Raw genomic sequence first — 23,376 nt, 5'->3', positions numbered from 1 at the left:
ATTCGCACACACGCTCAAGCCGAAACCCCCAGCGTTCCCCACAAAAACTCGAACACCATCGCGTCGTGCTCGGCCTGCTCCAGTTCGTCGGAGCCGCCGTGACCGCCCTCCGTATTCTCGCGATACCACACGTTATCCACACCAAGCGCCTGCATGCGCGCCGCCATCTTGCGGGCATGGCCGGGATGCACGCGGTCGTCGGCGGTCGACGTCGTGAACATCACCGGCGGATACTTCACGCCCGCCGTCACGCGGTGATACGGCGAGTAGGCGGCGAGCACGCGCGCATCGGCGGGATCGTCGGGATCGCCGTATTCGTCGATCCACGACGCGCCGGCATGCAGCAGGTGATAGCGGCTCATGTCGAGCAGCGGCACTTCGCAGACCACAGCGCCGAACAGTTCCGGGCGCTGCACCATGCACGCCGCGACCAGCAGGCCGCCGTTGCTGCCGCCCTGGATGCCGAGTTGCGCGGCGCTCGTCACGCCGCTTGCGACGAGCGCTTCGGCCACCGCGATGAAATCGTCGAAAGCGCGTTGCCGATGCTCGGTCTGCGCCGCCGTGTGCCAGGGCGTGCCGAACTCGCCGCCGCCGCGAATGTGCGCGACCACGTACACGCCGCCGCGCTCGAGCCAACCGATGCCCTGCCCCGCGAGATAGCTCGGCAATAACGGAATCGCGAAGCCGCCATAGCCGGTGAGCAGACACGGCCGCGTGGCATGCTGTTCCGCGTGATCCGCATGATCCATGCGCTCGGCGGCAGCTTGCACGTCGCGCGGTCCGATCACCGTGTACGGCACGCGCGTGCCGTCCGCGGAAACGGCGTCGCCGCGCGTCACCACATAGCGCGTCGCGTCGAACTGCGTCGGCCAGCGGTGGACCAACTCCCACGCGGTGAGATCGTCGCGCGCAAGATCGGCGAGCCAGTACGCGGGCGGCTGCAGATAGTCGTCGGTATCGACGAACACTTCGTCGTTCAACGTCGACTCCACCGGCGAGACGTCGGCTTGCCCCTCGCCGTGCGACGGGAAGACACGCTGTTGCCACTGCCATGTGTGATCGGCGGATTGCATCGGCGTGAACAGCAAGGTCTTGTTCTGCACGTCTTCCAGATACGACACGATGAGCTGGTTGCGCGTGTGCGTCCATTCGCAGGCGGACGTCTGCGAAGTCGGGATGAACAACGGCGTGACCTCGCGCTCGCCGCGCAGGAACGCGTCTTCACGGATCGCCAGCAGCGCGCCGCCCGGATACATCACCTCATCGTAATGCCAGTCGAGGCGCGGCTCGAGCAGCAGCCAGCCGTTCCAGCCGCCCACCGCGACATGCGAGGGCACGTCGTAACGACGCCACGCATCGGCGGCAAGCGGGACGCCGTTCGCCGCGTCGAGGTAGTACCTGTGCGAGTCGAAGAAATCGACGCTGCTCACGACCGTGTGACGCTTTTCCACCGGATCGTAGTGCGCTTGCACGCCGATGTCGTCATACGCGCCCTCGAACACCACGGGCGCGTCGGCGAGCGCCGTGCCACGCGTCCAGCGCCGCGCTTCGCGCGGATAGCCGGAGCGCGTCAGGCTCTCGCTCCCATTGTCCCAGCCGACGTAAAGCGTATCGCGGTCGATCCACGACGCCGCATGCTTGCCCGCCTTCGCGATCACAAAACCGTCGTCGACCAGGCGTCGCGCGTCGATGTCGAACTCGCGCACCACGACCGCGTCCGACCCGCCTGGCGACATGGTGATCAACGCGCGATCGCCATCCGGGTAAAGAATGTCGAACTCGACGCAGACCCACGGCGTGCCTTCGGCTTCGCCTAGCGCGTCGAAGTCGATCAGGTTCTGCCACTCAGGCTTACCGCCGCGCCACGCCGCCCACGTGGTGCGCCGCCACAGCCCTTTGGGATTGCGGTCGTCCTGCCACAGGTCGTACGCCCACTCTTTCCATCGAGTGGGAATGACGGGGCGTTCGCGCGGCAGATACGCATCGGCGAGCCATTGTGTGAGCGTGTCGAGTCGCTCACCGCTGCACCACGCGGCGCGGGTGCGGGCGTTCTGCTCGTCGACCCACGCGAGTGCTTCGGGGTCGTCGAGCGCTTCGAGCCACAGGAACGGATCGGTGGAAAACGGCCAGGGAGAACTAGCGGAAGAGGCAGGAGGCATCGTGAGCTGTCGGATAAAAACAGCGTTGATTATGCCTTGCCGCGCGAGAAGCGGCGGTGTTTGCGCGGCGGTTCAATGTCTGGATGTTCGGATAAAGGCGCAAGCGGCGGCCGGACGCGATATCCATGCCGCCGCCCGCCGCCTTCACACATGCCGTGCGGTCATCGAATCAAGGCTCGAGATTGAGCTCCTGAATCTTGCGCGTAATCGTATTGCGTCCGATACCGAGACGCTCCGCCGCCTCGACCTTGCGACCGCGCGTGAAGTCGAGCGCCTCGCGAATCACCGCCGCTTCGAAACGGCGTGCGAGTTCGTCCATCACGTCCGCGGAATTCTCGCGCAGCAAGCGCGCGACTTCCGTGCGCAAGCCGCCTTCCCATGCGCTGACCGTGGCAACCGGCAGGCCGCCCGGCATGCCCGCATGCGCCGCCACGCTTCCGCCATTGATCGGCGCCGTGGCCGCGAGGCTCGCGTCCGCGCTACCGATCGGACTGCCGCCCCCGCCCGTCGTAAGATCCGTCGCGCCGGCCTGCGCGGGACCGAGATCCGGCGGCAAGTCCTTGATCTCGATGGTCTGCGCGGGCGCCATCACCGTGAGCCAGTTAGCGAGATTCTCCAACTGCCGCACATTGCCCGGAAACGGCAGCGAAGCCAGATAAGCGAGCGCCTCTTCCGATACGCGCTTCGGCTCGACGCCCAGATCGCGCGCGCTCTTCTGCAGAAAATGCCGGGTGAGCAGCGGAATGTCTTCGCTGCGCTCGCGCAACGCGGGCAAACGCAGGCGAATCACGTTGAGCCGGTGATACAAGTCCTCGCGGAAAAGCCCCTGACGTACGCGCGATTCCAGATTCTGGTGCGTCGCCGCGATCACGCGCACGTTGGCGCGCAGCGGATTGTGGCCGCCGACCCGATAGAACTGGCCATCGGAGAGCACACGCAACAGACGCGTCTGCAAATCGAACGGCATATCGCCGATTTCATCGAGAAACAGCGTGCCGTTTTCCGCCTGCTCGAAGCGGCCCTGGCGCATTGCCTGCGCGCCAGTGAAGGCGCCGCGCTCATGGCCGAATAGTTCGGATTCCAATAGATCTTTTGGAATCGCCGCGGTGTTCAGCGCAATGAAGGGACCGTTCGCGCGTGGGCTATGCCGGTGCAACGCACGCGCGACCAGTTCCTTTCCGGTGCCCGATTCGCCGGTAATGAGCACGGTTGCCGCCGAATGGGACAAACGGCCGATCGCGCGAAACATGTCCTGCATCGCGGGCGCCTGGCCGAGCATTTCGGGTGCATCGGCAACGCGGTCGTCCCACGTCTGTTCGCCGCGCATGCTCTCGTCCACCGCGCGGCGGATCAGCTCGACCGCTTTGTCGATGTCGAACGGCTTCGCGAGATATTCGAACGCGCCGCCCTGGAACGCGGCGACCGCGCTGTCCAGATCGGAGAACGCCGTCATGATGATGACCGGCAAGCCCGGCACCTTGTCACGCACGGTTTGCAGCAATTCGAGGCCCGAGCCGCCCGGCATCCGGATGTCGGACACCAGCACCTGCGGGCTTTCGTGATCGAGCGCCGCCGACGCCTCGCGCACGTTCGCGAAGCTGCGCGTCGCGAAGTTTTCGCGAGCGAGCGCTTTTTCAAGCACCCAGCGAATCGATTGATCGTCGTCTACTATCCAGATCGGCTTCATATAGGTCTGTCAGAAGTCTTGAGATGCCTGCGATGTGCGAAGGCGTGTCAGTAGTCGAGCGGCAGCAGAATCTGAAACTCGGTGTGGCCGGGCCGGCTTTCCACTTCGATCAGACCGTCGTGTTGTTGCACGAACGTCTGCGCGAGCGTCAGACCGAGACCGCTGCCGTCCTCGCGCCCCGATACGAGCGGATAGAAGATGCGGTCACGAATGTCCTCGGGAATGCCGGGGCCGTTGTCGATGATATGCAAGTCCAGTGCCAGCTTACATAAGCGTTTCGACACCGTGATCTTGCGTGCAATGCGCGTGCGCAATTCGATGCGCGCGTCGCCTTGCGAGATGCGTTCGCGCAATGCCTCTGCCGCATTGCGCACGATGTTCAGAAGCGCCTGGATCAGTTGCTCCTTGTCGCCGCGCAGGTCCGGCACGCTGACGTCGTAATCGCGCTCGATCGTGAGGCCGCGCGGAAACTCCGCGAGAATCACCTGACGCACGCGCTCGCACACTTCGTGAATATTCACGTCGCCGACAATATGCGGATGCCGGTGCGGCTCGAGCAAGCGGTCGACCAGCGTTTGCAGCCGGTCCGATTCCTTGATGATGACCTGCGTGTACTCGCGCAACTCGTCGCGCTGACGCTCGCCCAGTTCGAATTCGAGCAGTTGCGCCGCGCCGCGAATCCCGCCGAGCGGATTCTTGATTTCGTGCGCGAGATTGCGGATCAACTGTTTGTTGACGGCCGTGAGGTCGTTGATGCGCTCCTCGCGGTCGCTGCGCAAATGCCGCTCGTTCTCGAACAGTTCGAGCAGCACGTAGTCTTGCGCGCTTTCCAGAAAGCCGACGATCGCGTGGACATGCAGCGGCTCGTGAGCGGGCCGCTCGAGCACGGCATCGAGATGCGTCGCGTGAAAACGGTGAGCGGCGATCGACGTGATGGTGGCGACGAGTTCGTCGGCATTCGAGAAGATGTCCGGCCACGCCATCTGCGTGAGTTGCCGGCGCGAAAGCTCGAGCATCGACTCCGCCGACGGGTTCGCAAACGCGACACGCAGCGTGCGCTTCTCGAGTATCAGCACGACGGTGGGCAACGCCTCGAAGCCCGGCAACAGTCCGGACGCGACGAGCTGTGCGTCGTCGGACAGCGTGTCGACGTGCCCTTTTCTCGCCTTGATCAGATTCTTTAGAACCATCTTGCAGTCTGGCCGATAGGAGATGGTGGCAAACCGCTGCGTCCGGTCGAATGAAAAAGGGACGGCGCCGCCGTCCCTTCGTGACCGATCGCGAGCGTCGGACAAAGCGCTTCGCCATTCGACGGGCGAAGCGCCATTGCCGCTTACAGCGAGTAGTACATTTCGAATTCGATCGGGTGCACCGACTGACGATAACGTTGCAACTCGTTCGTCTTCAGTTCGATGTACGCGTCGAGCATCGAATCCGTGAACACGCCGCCGCGCGTCAGGAACTCGCGGTCGCCGTCGAGCGCGTCCAGAGCCTGGTCGAGGCCGGCACACACGGTCGGGATCTTTGCATCCTCTTCCGGCGGCAGGTCGTACAGGTTCTTGTCGGCGGCTTCGCCCGGATGAATCTTGTTCTGCACGCCGTCCAGACCCGCCATCATCAGCGCGGAGAAGCACAGGTACGGATTCGCCATCGGGTCCGGGAAACGCGTTTCGATACGGCGGCCCTTCGGGTTCGACACGTGCGGAATACGGATCGATGCCGAACGGTTGCGCGCCGAGTAAGCCAGCTTGACCGGTGCTTCGAAGTGCGGCACGAGACGCTTGTACGAGTTCGTCGACGGGTTCGTGATCGCGTTCAGCGCGCGAGCATGCTTGATGATGCCGCCGATGTAGAACAGCGCGAATTCCGACAGACCTGCGTAGCCGTTGCCCGCGAACAGGTTCTGGCCGTCCTTCCAGATCGACTGGTGAACGTGCATGCCCGAACCGTTATCGCCGACGATCGGCTTCGGCATGAACGTAGCCGTCTTGCCGTACGTGTGCGCGACGTTCTGGATGATGTACTTCATCTGCTGCAGCCAGTCGGCGCGTTGCACGAGCGTCGAGAACTTGGTGCCGATTTCATTCTGGCCCTGGCCCGCGACTTCGTGGTGGTGCACTTCGACCGGAATGCCGATCTGTTCGAGCAGCAGACACATTTCCGAGCGGATGTCCTGGAACGTGTCGACCGGAGCGACCGGGAAATAGCCGCCCTTCGTGCCCGGACGGTGGCCGGTGTTGCCGCCTTCGAATTCCTTCGACGACGACCACGGTGCTTCTTCCGAACCGATCTTGACGAAGCAGCCCGACTGGTCCGTGTTCCACCGGACCGAGTCGAAAATGAAGAATTCCGGTTCCGGACCGAAGAATGCCGTGTCGCCGAGACCCGAGCTCTTCAGATAGGCTTCGGCGCGCTTTGCCAGCGAACGCGGGTCGCGTTCGTAGCCCTTGCCGTCAGCCGGTTCGACGACGTCGCAAGTCAGAACGAGCGTGGACTCTTCATAGAACGGGTCGATGAAGGCGGTGTTTGCGTCCGGGACCAGCAACATGTCCGATGCTTCGATGCCCTTCCAACCGGCAATCGACGAACCGTCAAACGCATGGCCGCTTTCGAACTTGTCTTCATCGAATGCCGACACCGGCACCGAAACGTGTTGCTCTTTGCCGCGCGTGTCGGTGAAACGGAAGTCGACAAACTTGACGTCTTCGTCTTTGACGAGTTGAACGACGTCGGCCACGGATTTACTCATAACCTATCTCCTGATTAACGAATTCGGCGGATTTCAGCCGCCGCCCAATCTAGCTGACCCGTCCCGGCGCGTCCACCCTCAATTGTGAAGAGCGAATGTGAAAATTAGCCGTTGCTGATCGATCGGCCTGACTAAAGCAGCAACTGTGCCATGTATGCGCCAAGACGGCGCGCGTGCTGACAGTGCGCGCGTCGGCGGGGAATTCGCGCACCGGGGGATATGCAGCCCTAAAATTCGATGGTTTTCGTTAGCACCAAAATGAGGCGCGGGTGCGGAGTGGCCGCTGTCGCGGAACGAGTTTGGTGCATATGCGGCATTTTGCACCATTTAAGGGCGAGCGGTTGCAGCGTGCGCGTCGCCTCGGATTGCAGGTCGTCCAGCGCCCGCGCGGGCCCAAAGCGCCGCGCTAGAATGGTCACTTGATCAAGGAGACCAACGCATGACTACCCTCGAACAGTTGTATGCGCAGGCGGACAAACGCCGCACCGAAAGCCAGTTGCCTTACGCCGGCGCGCTGTCGCCGGCCGAGGCGTTCGAACTGCTGCAGCTCGACACGGGCGCGCGTCTCGTCGATGTGCGCACGCGCGCCGAACTCGACTGGGTCGGCCGGCCCGTGATCGGCGACGGACAGTATGCGCACGTCGAATGGACGCGCTATCCGGGCGCCGTGCCGAATCAGGAATTCCTGCATCAATTGAGCGACGTGGCGTCGCCCGATACGCCGGTGCTGTTTTTGTGCCGCAGCGCCGCGCGCTCCAAGCTCGCGGCGATCGCCGCGGCGCAGGCGGGCTTCACGAAGGCTTATGACCTGCTGGAAGGCTTCGAAGGCGACAAGGACGGCCAGGGACATCGCAAGACGGTGTCGGGCTGGTGCTTCCGCGGCTTGCCGTGGATTGGCGCGTGAGGGTGCGTGAGGGCGCTGGGGCGGCGTATTGAAGCGGGGAGTAAAGCGTCCGGTACAGAGCTGCGGGCCTGTGAACCGCCGGTCGGGAGCCAGCCGGTCGCGAACCGACCGCTAGCCCGCTACTATCGCCGCTATTAGCCGGCCACTCGCGCACGCCTCACCGTTGAATCGCGCGTCAACAAGGCAGACATCACGCACGAGGCTTTCCCGCCGCCTCGTGCTCGACAATATCGCCGCCAAGCAGATGCACGCCCTCGCGTAGCTTGACGAACGCCGCCGCCACCGCTTCCGGCTCGCCCTTCACGCCGAGATCGATGTGATGGCGCGCATAGACGCCGCCACGCTCGGCGTCGCCCACGCTCGGCAGACTGAACACGCGCACGCCGGGGAAATCGCGCTCGATCTTCTCCATCAGCGGCGTTAAACGCGACTCGGGCAACTCGAACACGAGCAGCGATTTTTCCGCGTGCGGCATCGCGTGATGCAGATGCGCGTAGTGCGTGTCCAACACCCATTCGATCATCGGCCAGGCCATGACCGGAAAGCCCGGCACGAAGTAGTGCTCGCGGATCGAGAAGCCCGGAATCTTGTTGTAGCCGTTCGGAATGATCGCCGCGCCTTGCGGATACGTGCCCATATTCAGCCGATGCAGATTCTCCGGCGAGTTCAGGTCGAGCGGCGTCGCGGCCGTTGCCGGGTACATGTCGCGGATGCGCTCCTGAATCAGCTTCTGCGCTTCCGGATGCAGTTGCAGCGGCACGCCGAGCGCGGCCGCCGCGCATTGACGCGTGTGATCGTCCGGCGTCGCGCCGATGCCGCCCGTCGAAAACACGATGTCGCCCGAGTCGAAAGTACGCCGCAGCGTGGCCGTGATGCGCTGCGGGTCGTCGCCGATGTACTCCGCCCAGCCAAGCGACAAGCCGCGCGCGCCGAGCAGTTCGATGACTTTCGGCAAATGCTTGTCGACGCGTCTGCCCGACAGGATTTCATCGCCGATGATGATGACGCCAAATGCCATTGCCGCCTCTTTGGTTATCTCGTTCGTTGATCAATAAGGAACCGGGGCCGCGTGCCGCACGCCGCCGGCCTCGTCCGCGCGCATGCGTTGCAGCGCCCGCAGACAGTAGTAGCCGAACCACAGCGCCGAAAACACGAGGATGAACGCGTAAATCCAGATCGTCACCGCGGTGATGACCGGAAACAGCACCAGAAGCCACACGGACGACGCCCACAGCAGCGTCGGCAGCGACCCCATCAGACCGCTCGCAACGCCGATCAAAAGCAGCGGCAAGCGGAAACGCCGCACGAGCGCACGCCGCTCATCGCGCGTGGCGTGCAGTGCGAGCGCGTCGTACGTCATCACGCGGTAGGTCAGCCAGCCCCACAGCAGCGGCGGAATCAGCGCGAAAAACGGCGGCACGAGCCACAGCGGCAGCGTCACGATCAGCAGCACGAGACATACCAGCGTCGTCCAGAGCGCCTGGCCAAGGCTGCCGTACCACGTTCCGCCGCGGCGCATTTCCAGGCCGGGAAACTGGCGCGTCGACAGGAAGCGGATGACGGCCGGCATCGACAGCGTGGCGATCAGCAGCAGTACGGTGACGACGATGAGCGGGATCGTCATCGCTACAACCAGGAACGGCGCGATGGCCGCGTGCAGCCCGGAAAAGCCGAGCGAGTCGAACAGATGGTAAAGCGTGACGGTGAACGACCAGCCTTCGAGCCAGCCGCGGGTCGCGCCGATCAGCGTCTGCCAGCTAAACCACAGGATCACGCCCCAGCCGACCGTCGCCGCGACGAACGGCATGAAGGTCAGCCAGAGCATGCGCGGGTGGAGCGCGCTTGCGAGCGCGCGCCCGAACGAGCGCAAAAGGTCATTCATGCGAGCCAGTGCCGGTGAGTGCAACGGTGAAATGATGGAGCGGCGCGGCGGTCACTGAACGTAGACCGTGCGCGCAAACGTGGACAGCATAAACCACGCGACGGGCCGCCGGGGAGACCGGCGGTGGATGGACAACGAATGGAGGACGATTGAAGAACGAATGGAGGACGATTGAAGAACGAAGTCAGTCAGGCTCAGACCGCGGTGGCGCCGCCCTCGTCCCGATTGCCGCGCCGTGCGCTCAGACGCCGGCCGATGCGCACGAAAGCGAGCCAGTGCTGCGCCCAGAAGCCTTCGCCGTACGCGCGACCCTGCAACTGGTCGCTGATGCCGGTCGGCTCCATCTCGCGGCTCCACGACACGCTACGAAACAGCATGTCCCACCACGGAAACAGCACGCCGAAGTTGCAGCCGTACTTCAGGCCCTCGTGACCGTAACCGATCGCATGATGGCGCCGATGAAACGTCGGGCTCACCAGCAGCCGCTCGCCCAGCCAGCCGAAATGCAGGCGGATATTCGCGTGCTGCACGCTCTGCGCAAGATTGGTAATCGCGACCAGCACGACGAACTGCGACGGCGGCACGCCGATCACGAGCGCGATGACCGCGAAGAACGATGCTTGCAGCAGGTCGTCGAGCAGATGGTTGCGGTCGTCGGCCCACAGCGACATTTGCTGCTGGCTGTGGTGCACCGCGTGCAGCTCCCACCACACGCCGATGCGATGTTGCCAGCGGTGATACCAGTAACCGGCGAAATCGAGCGCGAGCAGGTACATCACGAACGTGACGAGCGGCTGCGTCGTCACGCCCGGCCACAGGTTGTCGAACTCGATATTGGAGATGTTATGCAGGCGCAGCCACGCCTGCACATTGTCGAAAAACGGCTGCAGCGCGAAGAAGAAAAACAGGTTCAGGATGCCGAGCTTCGCGATCCACGTGTAGATCACGTCGACGCGCACTGCCTTGCGGTTGTCCCACTGCTCGACCGGACGCAGCGCCTCGAGCGGCCGCAGGATCGCATACATGGCCAGCACCTCGAGGACGCCCACGATCACCCAGTAAAGGCTGTCGTAGGTGTCTTCGTCGTAGTCCATCAGATCGAAGTGGAACAGCAGCGGCTGCACCACGTTGACGTACAGCAACGTCTGCGCGGCGGAGACGAAGTTGTCGAGCGAAGAGAAGATCAGATGGAACATGGTGCTGGTCGGTTACTTCTGTGTTTGCCGCTCGCTATCGTGGGTATTGCGCTGCGTACTGGGCGTATCGTGCCTCGCGTGCGGCGTGGCGCGGCATGGCTCGCTCCATTATCACGCGCCGTTGGGCGCTGTGACCGGCGCGCGATTAAAGAAATAGATGCCGTGCGGCGAGCGGCCGACGGCGATCGTCTGGATCAGCTTGCGCGTGCTCAGATCGATGATGCCGACGTGCTTCGCGAAGCGGAACGTTACCCAGAGATAGCGCTTGTCGGCGGAAAGTTCCATGTCGTCGGGCCCGGGCATCAGACCGGTGATGTCGCCGACGTTGGTGAGCGAGTCTTCGTCGATGATGCTGATCGTGCTCGCGACGCGGTTCGACACCGCGACGTGCTTGCCGTCCGCCAGCGAGCGGAAGTTGTGCGCGCCGTTGCCGGTATGGATCGTCTTGACGATCTTCTGCGTGTGCCAGTCGACCACGGCCACGTAATCCGCGCCGGTCATGCCGACCAGCAGATACTTTTCGCCCGGCGTCATCCACAGGCCCGCCGGCACCTTGCCGACTTTCATCTTCCACTTGACCGTTTGCGTGGCCAGGTCGATGGCGGCGAGTTCGCCGGACACCTGCAGCGTGACGAAGACCGTCTTGCTGTCGTTCGTGAACGCCATGTGGCTCGGCATGACCGCGAGCGGCAGACGCGACGCGAGCGCCATCTGGTTCTTCTGACCGTCGTAGTGATAGATGTCGAGACGGTCGAGACGCAGCCCCGTCGTGACGAGCCATTTGCGGTCAGGCGAGAAGCCGATCTGATACGGATCTTCGATATTTTCGACCCAGCGCTGGACCTGCCCTGTCTTCGGGTCGACGAACATCAGATTGTTCGATACCGAATTGGCGACGATCAGCGAGGAATTATCCGGCGTCACCATCAGATGATGCGGTTCCTTGCCCGTGGGCACGGTGCCGATAACCTGGCGGGTAGTCTCGTCGATGAGGCTCAGCGTGGCTTCGGCGGAATTCAGCACGATGACGTTGTTGGCGCGGGCTGCGGGAGAAAAAAAGCCTGCCGCGGCGGCGAGAGCGAAGCCTGCGGCGAACGTGGCTGTCACGCCAGGAAGAAAAAATTTACGCATGAAAACTCACTTCGGAGAACGACCATCATTGTAGAACGTTTGCCGTGGCCTGCGGTTGACGCAGATCGGGGTTGCAGAGCGGGGAAAATCGAGGGCCGGATGAGCGCGCCAGAAGCGCATCGCCGATAAACATGATCTGCAAGATCGAAAGGTGTCGTCCTAATTAGAAAATGTTGTCGTGAGAATACACTCAATAATCACGAAACAATTTAATACCAATAGAGAAATATCTCGTTGTCGATTAAATAGCCAGCGAGATAAAGACGCAAACTAAGAGCGTGAAAATTAATTCCGCGTAATTCGGATTTTGCTTATTTGCGCCGATCACGCACAGCCGGAGAATCCCGCAGGCTCATCGTCCAAGCCATTCCAAAGGACGCAAGAGTGAGCGCGGATGGTCGGTCGTTGATAATCAACTTAAAATAGCGACCTTGATGAACGGCAACCAATATAAATCCGGCTATCCATAGCCGGCTTTTGTGCGCCTCATAATGGGCGATGAGACCCATTTCCGATTATCGCACCCACTCCGTCCACGAAAATAACAGCGCGGAGTTTTTCCAAGTGAATAAAAGCTATCAATCAATCTGGTGTGAAACGACGGCAACGTGGGTAGCGGCGCCCGAGACGTCGAAGGCGAAGACGAAGCGCGGTTCGTCGCGCAGGAAAGTCGTCGTGCAGGCAGTGCTGGCGGCGGCTGCGGTGTTGGGTGCGGCGAATGCCATGGCGGCGGGCGTCAATGCGATCGAGGCGGGAGTTGGCGCTAATGCAGCGGGAGACGGCTCGGTCGCAGTTGGTGTAAATGCGAAAGCCTTGCAGGTCAATGCTATTGCCGTGGGTGCAAATGCAATCGCTTCTGGCGGGAACTCCATGGCTCTCGGCATGGGCGCTATGGCAAGCGGCGACCTCTCGATCGCGATGGGCCTTGTCGCCACGGCATCCGGCGACGGCTCCACGGCCGTAGGAACGGCTTCAGTGGCTGCAGGTGTGCGCTCGGTGGCGACCGGGTTTTATTCGCAAGCCAACGGCAGGGACTCGGTTGCAGCCGGTACTGGAGCCGTCGCGGACAAAGATGGCAGTACCGCTCTAGGCAGCGCTGCGCAGGCAAATGCGACAGTGTCGACCGCGGTTGGCTACGGCGCAACCGCTGGGGCGGCCGGCGCTGTCGCGCTGGGCGTGGCTGCCAGGGCGTCTGGGAACAATGCGTTTGCCGGCGGTCCGTTAGCAACGGCTGGGGGCGATAACTCCACGGCCCTCGGCTACGCGGCAAGCACCAGCGCTCTGAATTCGGTTGCGCTCGGCTATGCAGCCACGGCATCGAAGAACAACGCGTTTGCAGGCGGTGCGTCAGCAATCGCAGCGGGAGATAACTCAACGGCGCTTGGCTATGCGGCAAGCAGCAGCGCATTGAATTCGGTTGCGCTCGGTTATGCAGCCACGGCGTCGAATAACAACGCGTTTGCAGGCGGTGCCTCAGCAATGGCTACCGGCGATAACTCGACGGCCCTTGGCTATGCGGCAAGCGCCAGTGCTCTGAATTCGGTTGCGCTCGGTTATGCAGCGACTGCGTCGAATAACAACGCGTTCGCAGGCGGCCCGTCAGCAATCGCAACGGGCGATAACTCAACGGCGCTTGGCTATGCGGCGAGCAGCAGCGCCCCGAATTCCGTTGCGCTCGGCTATGCAGCAAGCACGAGCGCTTCGAATTCCGTTGCGCTCGGTTATGCAGCGACCGCGACAAGTAACAACGCGTTTGCTGGCGGACCGTCAGCAATCGCAACGGGCGATAACTCCACGGCACTCGGCTATGCGGCAAGCACCAGCGCCTCGAATTCTGTTGCGCTCGGCTATGCAGCCACGGCGACCAGTAACAACGCGTTCGCCGGCGGTCCGTCAGCAATCGCAGCGGGCGACAACTCCACGGCCTTGGGCTATGCCGCAAGCACCAGCGCCTTGAATTCTGTTGCACTTGGCTATGCAGCGACTGCGTCAAGCAACAACGCGTTTGCTGGCGGCGCCTCGGCAATGGCTACCGGCGATAACTCGACGGCCCTCGGCTATGCGGCAAGCACGAGCGCCTCGAATTCCGTTGCGCTCGGCTATGCAGCCACGGCGACCAGTAACAACGCGTTTGCCGGCGGTCCGTCAGCAATCGCAGCGGGCGACAACTCCACGGCCTTGGGCTATGCGGCAAGCACCAGCGCTCTGAATTCGGTTGCGCTCGGCTACGCAGCGACCGCGTCAAGCAACAACGCGTTTGCCGGCGGTCCGTCAGCAATCGCAGCAGGCGACAACTCGGCAGCCCTCGGCTACGCCGCCTCGACAACGGGCTTGAATTCGGTCGCGATTGGCTATGGCGCTACTGCTTCGACCGACAACAGCGTTGCGCTGGGAGCTCAGTCAACGACGGGCGCGGATCTCACGAAGCCCGGCTATGTCCCCGCAGGCGCCGATCCGGCAACGATCGCTGGTATGAGTGCAAAAGGCGAGGTATCGGTTGGCTCTCAAGATAACGAGCGCCGCCTGACTCACGTCGCGGCTGGTGCGGACCCGACCGATGCAGTCAACCTGAGCCAGCTGCAAGCCGTCAGTGCAAGCGCCTCGCGCTACTTCAAGGCCAACGGCAACGGCCTTAACGATGGCTTAGACGACGCCTCGGCTACCGGCGCGAACGCTGTCGCGATCGGCAGCTCGGCGCTGGCCGCGGGAGAAGCAAGCTTCGCCGCCGGCACGAGCGCCCAGGCCCAGGGCAAATTCAGTACCGCCGTCGGCGGCTTCGCCAGCGCGACCAACGACGGCTCCACTGCCCTCGGCTACCAGGCCAACGCGGCAAGCGACAACGCCACGGCCGTCGGTTATCAGGCAAGCGCACTCGCGACGAACTCGGTGGCACTCGGCCAGGGCTCGCTCGCCGATCGCGCCAACACGGTATCCGTGGGCTCTGCGGGCAACGAACGCCAGGTCACCAACGTCGCCGCCGGAACCGAGGCAACCGACGCCGTCAACGTGAGCCAGTTGCAAGCCGTCAGTGCAAGCGCCTCACGCTACTTCAAGGCCAACGGCAACGGCCTTAACGATGGCTTAGACGACGCATCGGCTACCGGCGCGAACGCTGTCGCGATCGGCAGCTCCGCGCTGGCAACCGGCGAAGCAAGCTTCGCCGCCGGCACGAGCGCCCAGGCCCAGGGCAAATTCAGTACCGCCGTCGGCGGCTTCGCCAGCGCGACCAACGACGGCTCCACTGCCCTCGGCTACCAGGCAAACGCGGCAAGCGACAACGCCACGGCCATCGGTTATCAGGCACGCGCGCTCGCACCGAACTCGGTCGCATTGGGCCAAGGCTCGCTCGCCGATCGCGCCAACACCGTCTCCGTTGGCTCTGCGGGCAACGAACGCCAGCTTACGAACGTCGCGGCCGGCAGCGCGGACACCGACGCCGTCAACGTCGCGCAGTTGAAAGCCGTGAGCGACCAGGGTGCCGCGACCGCCGCGAAGCTGGACGGCGCCGTGACGTACGACCGCAACGCCGACGGCAGCGTGAACAAAAGCAGCGTCACGCTCGGCGGCGAGTCCGCGAGCGGCGGCACGATCGTCCACAACGTGGCCGATGGCGTCGCCGCTTCCGACGCCGTGAATGTCGGGCAACTCGATGCAGCGATCAGCGGTGCCGTCAACAACGCCGTCGTCAATGCGGCGAACCCGTTCTTCAGCGGCGAAGGCAATCGCGACACCGAGGGCGCCATTTCATCGGGCGTGCATTCGGTCGCAGGCGGCGCCAACGCACAGGCCACTGGCACGAACGCGAGCGCAATCGGCGCGAATTCGGTGGCAAGCGGCAACAACGCGAGTGCAATCGGCGCGAACTCGGTCGCGAGCGGCAACAACTCGACGGCACTCGGTGCGGCCGCCGCAGCAAAGGCGGACAACTCGGTCGCGCTGGGCCAAGGCTCGGTCGCCAATCGGGCGAATACGGTATCGGTCGGCGCGGGCGGTCAGGAGCGGCAGATCACCAATGTCGCAGCCGGCGTGCAAGGTACGGACGCGGTCAACGTCAACCAGTTGCAGCAAAGCGTGAGCGGCGCGGTCGGCGAGGCGCACAACTACACCGACGACCAGATCCGCTCGGCCCGACGCGATTCGTATGGCGGCACGGCATCGGCGCTGGCAATGGCCGGTTTGCCCCAGGCTGTGCTGCCTGGCCACGGCATGGTCGCGATGGCCGGTGGCACGTATGGCGGCCAGTCGGCGCTGGCCATCGGCGTGTCGCAGTTGTCCGAGACCGGCAAGTGGGTCTACAAGCTGCAAGGCAGTACGGACTCGCGCGGGCAGTTCGGCGCGTCGCTGGGTGCAGGCATGCACTGGTGAAAAACGGGCGTCGTGGAACCGGAGCACGGCCGTCCGAAACCCACGACGCCTGGTGAAGCAAACGTAGTGTGCAGGTAGCCCCAAGCCCAGCTCCGGCTTGGGCACGTTTGCGCGTGATGCGCTCCTACAAGGAAAGCATCACGCGCCTTTTTCGGCATCGAAGAAGACGTGAAAGCGAGAGAGTTCGCGTTGCAGCGGCCCGTCACCCCGCACACAAGAACGAGGCAAAAACGCAGTGGCGAGCCAAACGCTCGCACTATCGCACTACAAGAAGACGCCTGCTCACAGCCACTCACGGCTCATGCGAACGACGGCACAAACCTCGCGCCCCGGAAAATCATCGCGCTCCGGAAACTCAAGAACCGCCGCCCCACCTCACCGCTGCATCGAATCCCAAACCTTATAAAGCCGCTTGACCGACACAGGCATCGGCGTGCGCAACTCCTGCGCGAACAGCGAAACGCGCAATTCCTCCAGCAGCCAGCGGAATTCGGCAAGACGCGCATCCAGCACGCCGCCGCGCTGCGCGACCGCGCGCTGATAGTTCTGCAACAACGGCTGGAATTCGGCGAACTGCCGTGCATCGCGCGCGGGGTCCGCTTTCAGCTTGTCGATTCGCAGCGCAATGCCCTTCAAATAGCGCGGGAAATGCGTCAATTGCGAATACGGCGTATCCACCACGAACCGCTTGCCGATCAGCGCGTCCAGCTGATGCTGCATATCGGCGTACGCCGCCGTGAACGACTTCGCCTGCACGAGCTTTTTCAGCACGCTCGCGTATTCGCCGAGAATCTGCCCGACCAGCCGCGCGATCTCCTGAGCCAGCAACGTGAGCCGGCTACGCCCTTCATCGCGGCGCGTATGGAAGCTGACGTCGTCGTCCGGCAACGGATCTTGCAGGCACGCACGATCGAGCGCGGTGTCGATCAACTGATCGCGCAGCTCTTCCTGCGTGCCGCGCGTCATGAACTGCATCGCCATTTCGCGCAAGCCCGGCAGATTTTTCTCGAGATACTTGATCGGTTCCTTCAACTGCAAAGCGAATAGCCGACGCAGACCCGCGCGATGAATCCGCGCCGCCTCATCGGGGGAATCGAACACTTCGACATCACAATGCGTACCGCGATCCACTAAAGCCGGATAGCCGAAAAGCGTCTGTCCGCCGCGGCGAATTTCGAGCAACTCGGGCAGCTTGCCGAAATTCCACGTCGTCAGGTTTTCGTACAACGCCGTGCCGCCGGCGCCTTGCGTCGCAGTCTGCGGCCCCGGCGCCGCCGTGCCCTTGCTGCGCGACGCCGCACCGGCCGGTGCAGGTGCCGCCGCCTGGCCGCGCGTGCCCGCAACATCCGCGAGCGCTGCGCCCGCCGCGCTCGACGCAATCTTCTGGAAATGCTGCTGCGCCTGCCCGCCCAGTTCCGCGCGCAATTGCGACAGGTTGCGGCCCATCGCGAGTTGCCGCCCGTGCTCGTCGACAACCTTGAAGTTCATGAACAGATGCGGCGGCAAGGTTTCGAGCTTGAAATCCGCCTGCTTCAGCGCGACCTGCTTTTGCTCGCGCACATCGGCGATCAGCGCTTCGAGCAAGCCGCCCGCGGCAAAACGCGGCGCGGCGTGCCGCTCGACGAAACCAGCCGCGTATTCCGGCAGCGGCACGCAGTGGCGCCGCAACTTCTGCGGCAATGACTTCAGCAGAAGATGCGTCTTCTCCTTCAGCATGCCGGGCACGAGCCACTCGCAGCGCCGCGCGTCGACCTGATTCAGCGCGAAAAGCGGCACGGCGAGCGTGACGCCGTCGCGCGGCGAACCCGGCTCGAAGTGATAGCTGAGCGCCATGTCGACGCCAGCCATCGTCATCCGTTTCGGGAACAGATCGGTCGTCACGCCCGCGGCTTCGTGGCGCATCAGATCGTCGCGCGACAGATACAGCAGACGCAGCTTGTCCTCCGCCTGGCCGCTCTTTTTCACCTCGTCGCGATACCAGCGCTCGAACGCCGCGCCCGTGTAAATGCCCTTCGGCAGCGCCTCATCGTAGAACGCGAAAATCAGCTCATCGTCGACGAGCACGTCCTGGCGACGCGACTTGTGTTCCAGTTGTTCGATGTCGGCGAGCAGCTTACGGTTGTGCGCGAAAAATCCGAGCTTCGTGTCGAATTCGCCTTCGACAAGCGCGCCGCGGATAAACAGCTCGCGCGCCCGCGCGGGGTCCTGCTTGCCGAAGCTCACGCGGCGCCGGTGATAGATCGGCAGCCCGTACAAAACCGCGCGCTCGAAGGCCGACACCTGCGCCGCGCGCTTCTCCCAATGCGGCTCGGACAGCGATTTCTTCAGCAGATGCGCGCCAATTTTCTCGATCCACTCGGGCTCGATCCTCGCGATGCAGCGCGCGTACAGACGGCTCGTCTCGACCAGTTCCGCGGCCATCACCCACTTGCCCGCCTTCTTCACGAGCGCCGAGCCCGGCCACAGATAAAACTTGATGCCGCGCGCGCCGAGGTAATACGGCTCGTCGTCGGCTTTCAGACCGATGTTGCCGAGCAGACCCGTCAACAGCGCAAGATGGATCTGCTCGAACGTCGCCTCGGCTTCGTTCAGACGCCAGCCGTGTTCGCGCACGACCGTCAGCAATTGAGAATGCACGTCGCGCCATTCCCGCAGACGCAATTGCGACAGAAAGTTCTTCCGGCATTCCTCGTGCAACTGCTTGTTCGACTTCTTGTGCGCGATGGCTTCGTCGAACCAGTTCCAGATTTTCAGCCACTGCAGGAATTCCGAGCGCTCGTCGGCAAAACGGCGATGCGCCTGGTCGGCCTGCTCCTGCGCCTCGATCGGACGGTCGCGCGGGTCCTGCACCGACAAGGCGCTTGCAATGATCAGCACTTCCTTGAGCGACTGCTGATCGCGCGCGGCGAGAATCATCCGGCCGACGCGCGGGTCCAGCGGCAGACGCGCGAGTTCGCGGCCGAGCGGCGTGAGCTGATTGTCGTCGTCGACGGCCCCGAGTTCGTTCAGCAGTTGATAGCCGTCGGCGATCGCGCGGCCAGGCGGCGGCTCGATAAACGGAAACGTCTCGATCGCGGTCAGATGCAGCGACTTCATGCGCAGAATCACCGACGCCAGCGACGAGCGCAAAATCTCCGGATCGGTAAAGCGCACGCGGCTCTGATAATCGCTCTCGTCGTAAAGACGAATGCAGATGCCGTCGGCCACCCGCCCGCAACGCCCCGCCCGCTGATTCGCGGCGGCCTGCGAGATCGCCTCGACCTGCAACTGCTCGACCTTGTTCCGATACGAATAGCGCTTCACGCGCGCGAGGCCCGTGTCGACCACGTAGCGAATGCCCGGCACCGTCAGCGAGGTTTCCGCGACGTTCGTCGCGAGCACGATGCGGCGCGCGTTCGAGGTGCGGAACACGCGCTCCTGCTCGGCGGCGGAAAGGCGCGCGAACAGCGGCAGGATTTCCGTATGCGGCGGATGGTGCTTGCGCAGCGCCTCGGCGGCATCGCGAATTTCGCGCTCGCCCGGCAGGAAGACGAGCACGTCGCCAGGGCCTTCGCGGCACAGTTCGTCGACGGCATCGACGATCGCTTCCATCAGATCGCGGTCGCGCTCCTTGCCGGATTCGCGCGGGCTTTTCGGACGGTCGCCGCGCGACGCACCAGACGAACCAGACGAACCGGACGAGCCCGACGTGCCCTGCGCCGCCTTGATCGCCGGGCTTTCTTCCGCGACCGGACGGTAGCGCACTTCGACCGGATACAGCCGCCCGCTCACTTCGATCACCGGCGCGGGCTTCTCTTCGCTGCCGAAGTGGCGCGCGAAGCGGTCGGCATCGATCGTCGCCGACGTCACGATCAGCTTCAGATCGGCACGCTTCGCCAGAATTTCCTTCAGGTAGCCGAGCAGGAAATCGATGTTCAGGCTGCGCTCGTGCGCCTCGTCGATGATCAGCGTGTCGTACGCCTTCAGCAGCGGATCGGTCTGCGTCTCGGCGAGCAGAATGCCGTCCGTCATCAGCTTGACGGATGCACCCGGCGACAGATTGTCGGTGAAGCGCACCTTGTAGCCGACCACTTCGCCGAACGGCGTGCCGAGTTCCTCGGCGATGCGCCGGCCCGTCGCCGAAGCGGCGATGCGGCGCGGCTGCGTGTGGCCGATCAGACCGGCGCCGCCCGCGCCGAGACCGCGCCCGAGCGCGAGGCAGATTTTCGGCAACTGCGTGGTCTTGCCCGACCCGGTCTCGCCGGACACGATCACCACCTGGTTTTCGGCGATGGCCTTCGCGATTTCATCGCGGCGGGCGGATACCGGCAGCGCTTCGGGGAAGGTGATCGGCGGAATCGGGTTCGGCTGGACGACACGCGGCTCGCGTGGCGGACGCGGCGGACGGGCTTCCTGCGGCTGACGTGGCGCGCGCTGCTGCTGCGGCTCACGTGGCGGGCGCGGCCCACGCGGTTCTTGCGGCTGGCGTGGCGCACGCGGTTCACGTGCTTCACGCGGCTCGCCTGCTTCGCCAGACCCACGCGATCCGCGAGACTCAGCATGCTCCGCTTGCTCGGCGCGACTTTTTTCCTTCGCGGACGCCTCGCCGCCAGCCACGGCACGATTCGGCTCGCGCGCCTTGCGGGGCACGTCCGGCTTGCCGCGGTTCGCGTCCTGGTCGGCGCGGCGCTTCGCGTCGCCGGCCTTCGTTTGATCGGCGGCCGGCGCCGCATTCTCGTTCGCCGCGGCGGGACTTTTGGGTACATTCGACATGGGGGCGCATTATAATCCCGGGCATGAATTCCCAAACCGACCTCGTCCCCGCGCCCGCGAGCGTTCCGGCCCCCGACGGAGCAACGGAACAGCTTGCACAGCACGCGCAATTCGTCGACTGGATGCGCTCAGTCGCCCCTTATATCCACGCGTTCCGGAACAAGACGTTCGTCGTCGGTTTCGGCGGCGAAGTGGTGCATCAGGGGCTCCTGAATGCGCTCGTGTCGGACATCGCGCTGTTGCAGGCCATGGGCATCCAGATCGTTCTGGTGCACGGCTCGCGTCCGCAAGTCGAGGAGCAGATGAGCCTGCACGGCGTCGAGTCGGAGTTTTCGCACGGCATGCGCATTACCGACGCGCGCGCGCTCGAATCCGCGAAAGAAGCCGCCGGCGAAGTGCGTCTGGACATCGAGGCGGCCATCAGCCAGGGCTTGCCGAATACGCCGATGGCGCATGCGCACATCAGCGTCGTGTCGGGCAACTTCGTGACCGCGCGGCCGGTCGGCATTCTGGACGGCGTGGACTTCGCGCACACCGGCGTGGTGCGCAAGATCGACGCCGATTCAATCCGCCATTCGCTCGCGAGCCGCAAGCTCGTGCTGCTGTCGCCGCTCGGTTTTTCGCCGACCGGCGAGGCCTTCAATCTCGCCATGGAAGACGTCGCCTCGGCCGCCGCCATCGCGTTGCGCGCGGACAAGATCGTGTTCCTCACCGAAACGCCCGGCCTCATGCAAGCGGGCGAAGACGGCACCGAACTGATCCGCGAACTGTCGCTCGACGACGCCTACAAGCTGCACGAAAGCGGCGAAGTCACCGGCGACGCGGGCTTCTATCTGAAGCACTCGATCCGTGCATGCCGCGGCGGCGTGGCGCGGGCGCACATCATCCCTTACGCGCTCGACGGCAGCCTGCTGCTCGAACTGTTCCTGCACGACGGCGTCGGCACAATGATCTCGTACGAGAATCTCGAAAGCCTGCGCGAAGCGACACCGGACGACGTCGGCGGCATTCTCGCGCTGATCGAGCCGCTCGAATCGGACGGCACGCTGGTGCGGCGCGGGCGGCATCAGATCGAACGCGACATCGACCATTTCTCGGTCATCGAGCACGACGGCGTGCTGTTCGGCTGCGCGGCGCTGTATCCGTACACGCAGGAACGCATCGGCGAAATGGCGTGTCTGACGGTGGCGCCCGAAGCGCAAGGCACCGGCGACGGCGAGCGCCTGCTCAAGCGTATCGAGCAGCGCGCGCGGGCGCGCGGCCTCACGCGCATCTTCGTGCTCACCACGCGCACCGAACACTGGTTCCTCAAGCGCGGCTTCGTCAAGGTCACGGTCGACGACCTGCCCGAAGACCGTCGCCGGCTGTACAACTGGCAGCGCAAATCGCTCGTGCTGATGAAACAGCTCTGAGCGGTCGCCAGCAGCGACTGCCCGTTCAATCGAATTCACTAACCCCTTTTTCATGGGACCGGAGTAAGGGCTCAAGCACCCGACTCCCGTCGACACAGGAGAAGCACAGCATGACTCGTATGGTTCAATGCGCGAAGCTCGGCAAGGAAGCCGAAGGCCTCGATTTCCCGCCGCTGCCGGGCGAACTCGGCAAGCGGATCTACGAAAGCATTTCGAAGGAGGCGTGGCAAGCCTGGTTGAAGCAGCAAACCATGCTGATCAACGAGAATCGTCTGAATATGGCCGATCCGCGCGCGCGCCAGTATCTGATGAAGCAAACCGAGAAGTTCTTCTTCGGCGAAGGCGCGGATACGGCGCAGGGTTATGTGCCGCCGGCGAGCGAGTGAACGCGGGTTGAGCGCGGGTGAACGCTGAGCGCTGAGTTTCTCTATCAGCATCAGGGTCCTCTCGCAGCGGTAACCGCAGCGACGAAATCCGCGCCATCGTGCGCGGATTTTTTTCGCATTGGAACTCGCGCCGAAACCATCGGCGCGCCACCCCCAAAACTCCCCAAACGGTACATTTTCGAGCCGTTTTAAGCCCCTTCTGGAGACCGCTGCGATCGCCGGAATCCCCACCGGGCAAGGGATTGCGCGCCTGCGCCAAGGCTCCCGGCCAAAACCGGGTTTGCACGATCCTCTGTCATCGTGCTAACATGTGCATCGTTCCAACAGCAATTCACCTTCATTCGCGTTCTCTGACCTTGCGACACCAAGTGCTTGCACTGCGCGTGTCCATCGCGATGGAACAGTTTTTATACAAGAAGGCTTGTCGGTCGTATCGTCGTTTGAGATTGCCCTGAAGCTGCTCTGAGGTCATCCCCAGAGGCAAACCAGGCGGCGAATAAAGCACCGGCCTTTTTCGTTTCAAGCCTTCCAGTGGCGTGCGGTCCGGCTTCAGCCACCCGCGTCCTCATGCGCTTGCCCCCTTCACGGCCAGGCAGGCGCAATAGTCAGCACAATCTAGACGAGTGTTTTTTCGCGACCAGGCTCGCGAGGCACGGGCGTTTGCTGCTTTTGCGGCCCTGGCTGCGCGTCGCGTTTCTTTTTACGCGCGCCCGCTCTTTCGCCGTCGCGGCGAAGAGGCCTTGCCCCGTTTGC

13 protein-coding genes are annotated in these 23,376 nt (G+C 63.7%); 4 read left to right on the top strand and 9 right to left on the bottom strand.

Annotation, left to right across the window (positions count from 1 at the left end; translation table 11 throughout):
* Window positions 1–14 precede the first annotated feature (14 nt).
* The 4 genes from BGRAMDRAFT_RS23025 to glnA form a co-directional block, all read right to left on the bottom strand.
* Window positions 15–2,159, bottom strand: coding sequence for a prolyl oligopeptidase family serine peptidase (locus BGRAMDRAFT_RS23025; protein WP_006051246.1), 2,145 nt, complete (start codon window positions 2,157–2,159; stop codon window positions 15–17).
* Between the two features lie 169 nt (window positions 2,160–2,328).
* The gene (gene ntrC / locus BGRAMDRAFT_RS23020) at window positions 2,329–3,846 is read right to left on the bottom strand and encodes a nitrogen regulation protein NR(I) (RefSeq protein WP_006051245.1); all 1,518 of its coding nucleotides are present in this window, start codon (window positions 3,844–3,846) and stop codon (window positions 2,329–2,331) included.
* A 47-nt stretch (window positions 3,847–3,893) separates the two neighbouring features.
* Window positions 3,894–5,036 carry a nitrogen regulation protein NR(II) gene (gene glnL, locus BGRAMDRAFT_RS23015; RefSeq protein ID WP_006051244.1) on the bottom strand — a complete coding sequence of 381 codons (1,143 nt, stop codon included), beginning with the start codon at window positions 5,034–5,036 and terminating at the stop codon, window positions 3,894–3,896.
* A 143-nt stretch (window positions 5,037–5,179) separates the two neighbouring features.
* A complete protein-coding gene (gene glnA, locus BGRAMDRAFT_RS23010; RefSeq protein ID WP_006051243.1) occupies window positions 5,180–6,595 on the bottom strand; it encodes a type I glutamate--ammonia ligase in 1,416 nt (471 codons plus the stop codon).
* A 439-nt stretch (window positions 6,596–7,034) separates the two neighbouring features.
* On the opposite strand from glnA, the gene BGRAMDRAFT_RS23005 reads away from it, so the two are divergent.
* Window positions 7,035–7,499, top strand: a complete 465-nt coding sequence (locus tag BGRAMDRAFT_RS23005) for a rhodanese-like domain-containing protein (RefSeq protein ID WP_006051242.1) — start codon at window positions 7,035–7,037, stop codon at window positions 7,497–7,499.
* Between the two features lie 190 nt (window positions 7,500–7,689).
* On the opposite strand, the gene BGRAMDRAFT_RS23000 is transcribed toward BGRAMDRAFT_RS23005, so the two are convergent.
* The 4 genes from BGRAMDRAFT_RS23000 to BGRAMDRAFT_RS22985 form a co-directional block, all read right to left on the bottom strand.
* Window positions 7,690–8,517, bottom strand: coding sequence for a competence/damage-inducible protein A (locus BGRAMDRAFT_RS23000; protein ID WP_006051241.1), 828 nt, complete (start codon window positions 8,515–8,517; stop codon window positions 7,690–7,692).
* Between the two features lie 30 nt (window positions 8,518–8,547).
* Entirely contained in the window at window positions 8,548–9,381 is an 834-nt protein-coding gene (locus BGRAMDRAFT_RS22995) for an EI24 domain-containing protein (protein ID WP_006051240.1), read from the bottom strand.
* 194 nt (window positions 9,382–9,575) lie between these two features.
* Entirely contained in the window at window positions 9,576–10,577 is a 1,002-nt protein-coding gene (locus BGRAMDRAFT_RS22990; RefSeq protein WP_006051239.1) for a sterol desaturase family protein, read from the bottom strand.
* A gap of 111 nt (window positions 10,578–10,688) precedes the next feature.
* Window positions 10,689–11,708: a YVTN family beta-propeller repeat protein gene (locus tag BGRAMDRAFT_RS22985; RefSeq protein WP_006051238.1), complete on the bottom strand. Its 1,020-nt coding sequence runs from the start codon at window positions 11,706–11,708 to the stop codon at window positions 10,689–10,691.
* 498 nt (window positions 11,709–12,206) lie between these two features.
* Between BGRAMDRAFT_RS22985 and BGRAMDRAFT_RS22980 the strand changes: the two genes are divergently transcribed.
* Entirely contained in the window at window positions 12,207–16,073 is a 3,867-nt protein-coding gene (locus BGRAMDRAFT_RS22980; protein WP_006051237.1) for a YadA-like family protein, read from the top strand.
* Window positions 16,074–16,448: 375 nt separating this feature from the next.
* Here BGRAMDRAFT_RS22980 and hrpA read toward each other — a convergent pair whose 3' ends face one another.
* Window positions 16,449–20,825, bottom strand: coding sequence for an ATP-dependent RNA helicase HrpA (hrpA, locus tag BGRAMDRAFT_RS22975; RefSeq protein ID WP_006051236.1), 4,377 nt, complete (start codon window positions 20,823–20,825; stop codon window positions 16,449–16,451).
* A gap of 23 nt (window positions 20,826–20,848) precedes the next feature.
* On the opposite strand from hrpA, the gene argA reads away from it, so the two are divergent.
* The gene (argA, locus tag BGRAMDRAFT_RS22970) at window positions 20,849–22,237 is read left to right on the top strand and encodes an amino-acid N-acetyltransferase (protein ID WP_006051235.1); all 1,389 of its coding nucleotides are present in this window, start codon (window positions 20,849–20,851) and stop codon (window positions 22,235–22,237) included.
* A gap of 110 nt (window positions 22,238–22,347) precedes the next feature.
* Window positions 22,348–22,623: an oxidative damage protection protein gene (locus BGRAMDRAFT_RS22965; RefSeq protein WP_006051234.1), complete on the top strand. Its 276-nt coding sequence runs from the start codon at window positions 22,348–22,350 to the stop codon at window positions 22,621–22,623.
* The last annotated feature ends 753 nt before the right edge of the window (window positions 22,624–23,376 follow it).

Origin of the sequence: Paraburkholderia graminis C4D1M (assembly GCF_000172415.1) — a bacterium.
GTDB classification, from domain to species: Bacteria; Pseudomonadota; Gammaproteobacteria; order Burkholderiales; family Burkholderiaceae; genus Paraburkholderia; species Paraburkholderia graminis.
Note: the sequence above shows the minus strand (reverse complement) of the source record. Positions and strands in the feature narration are given on the sequence as shown.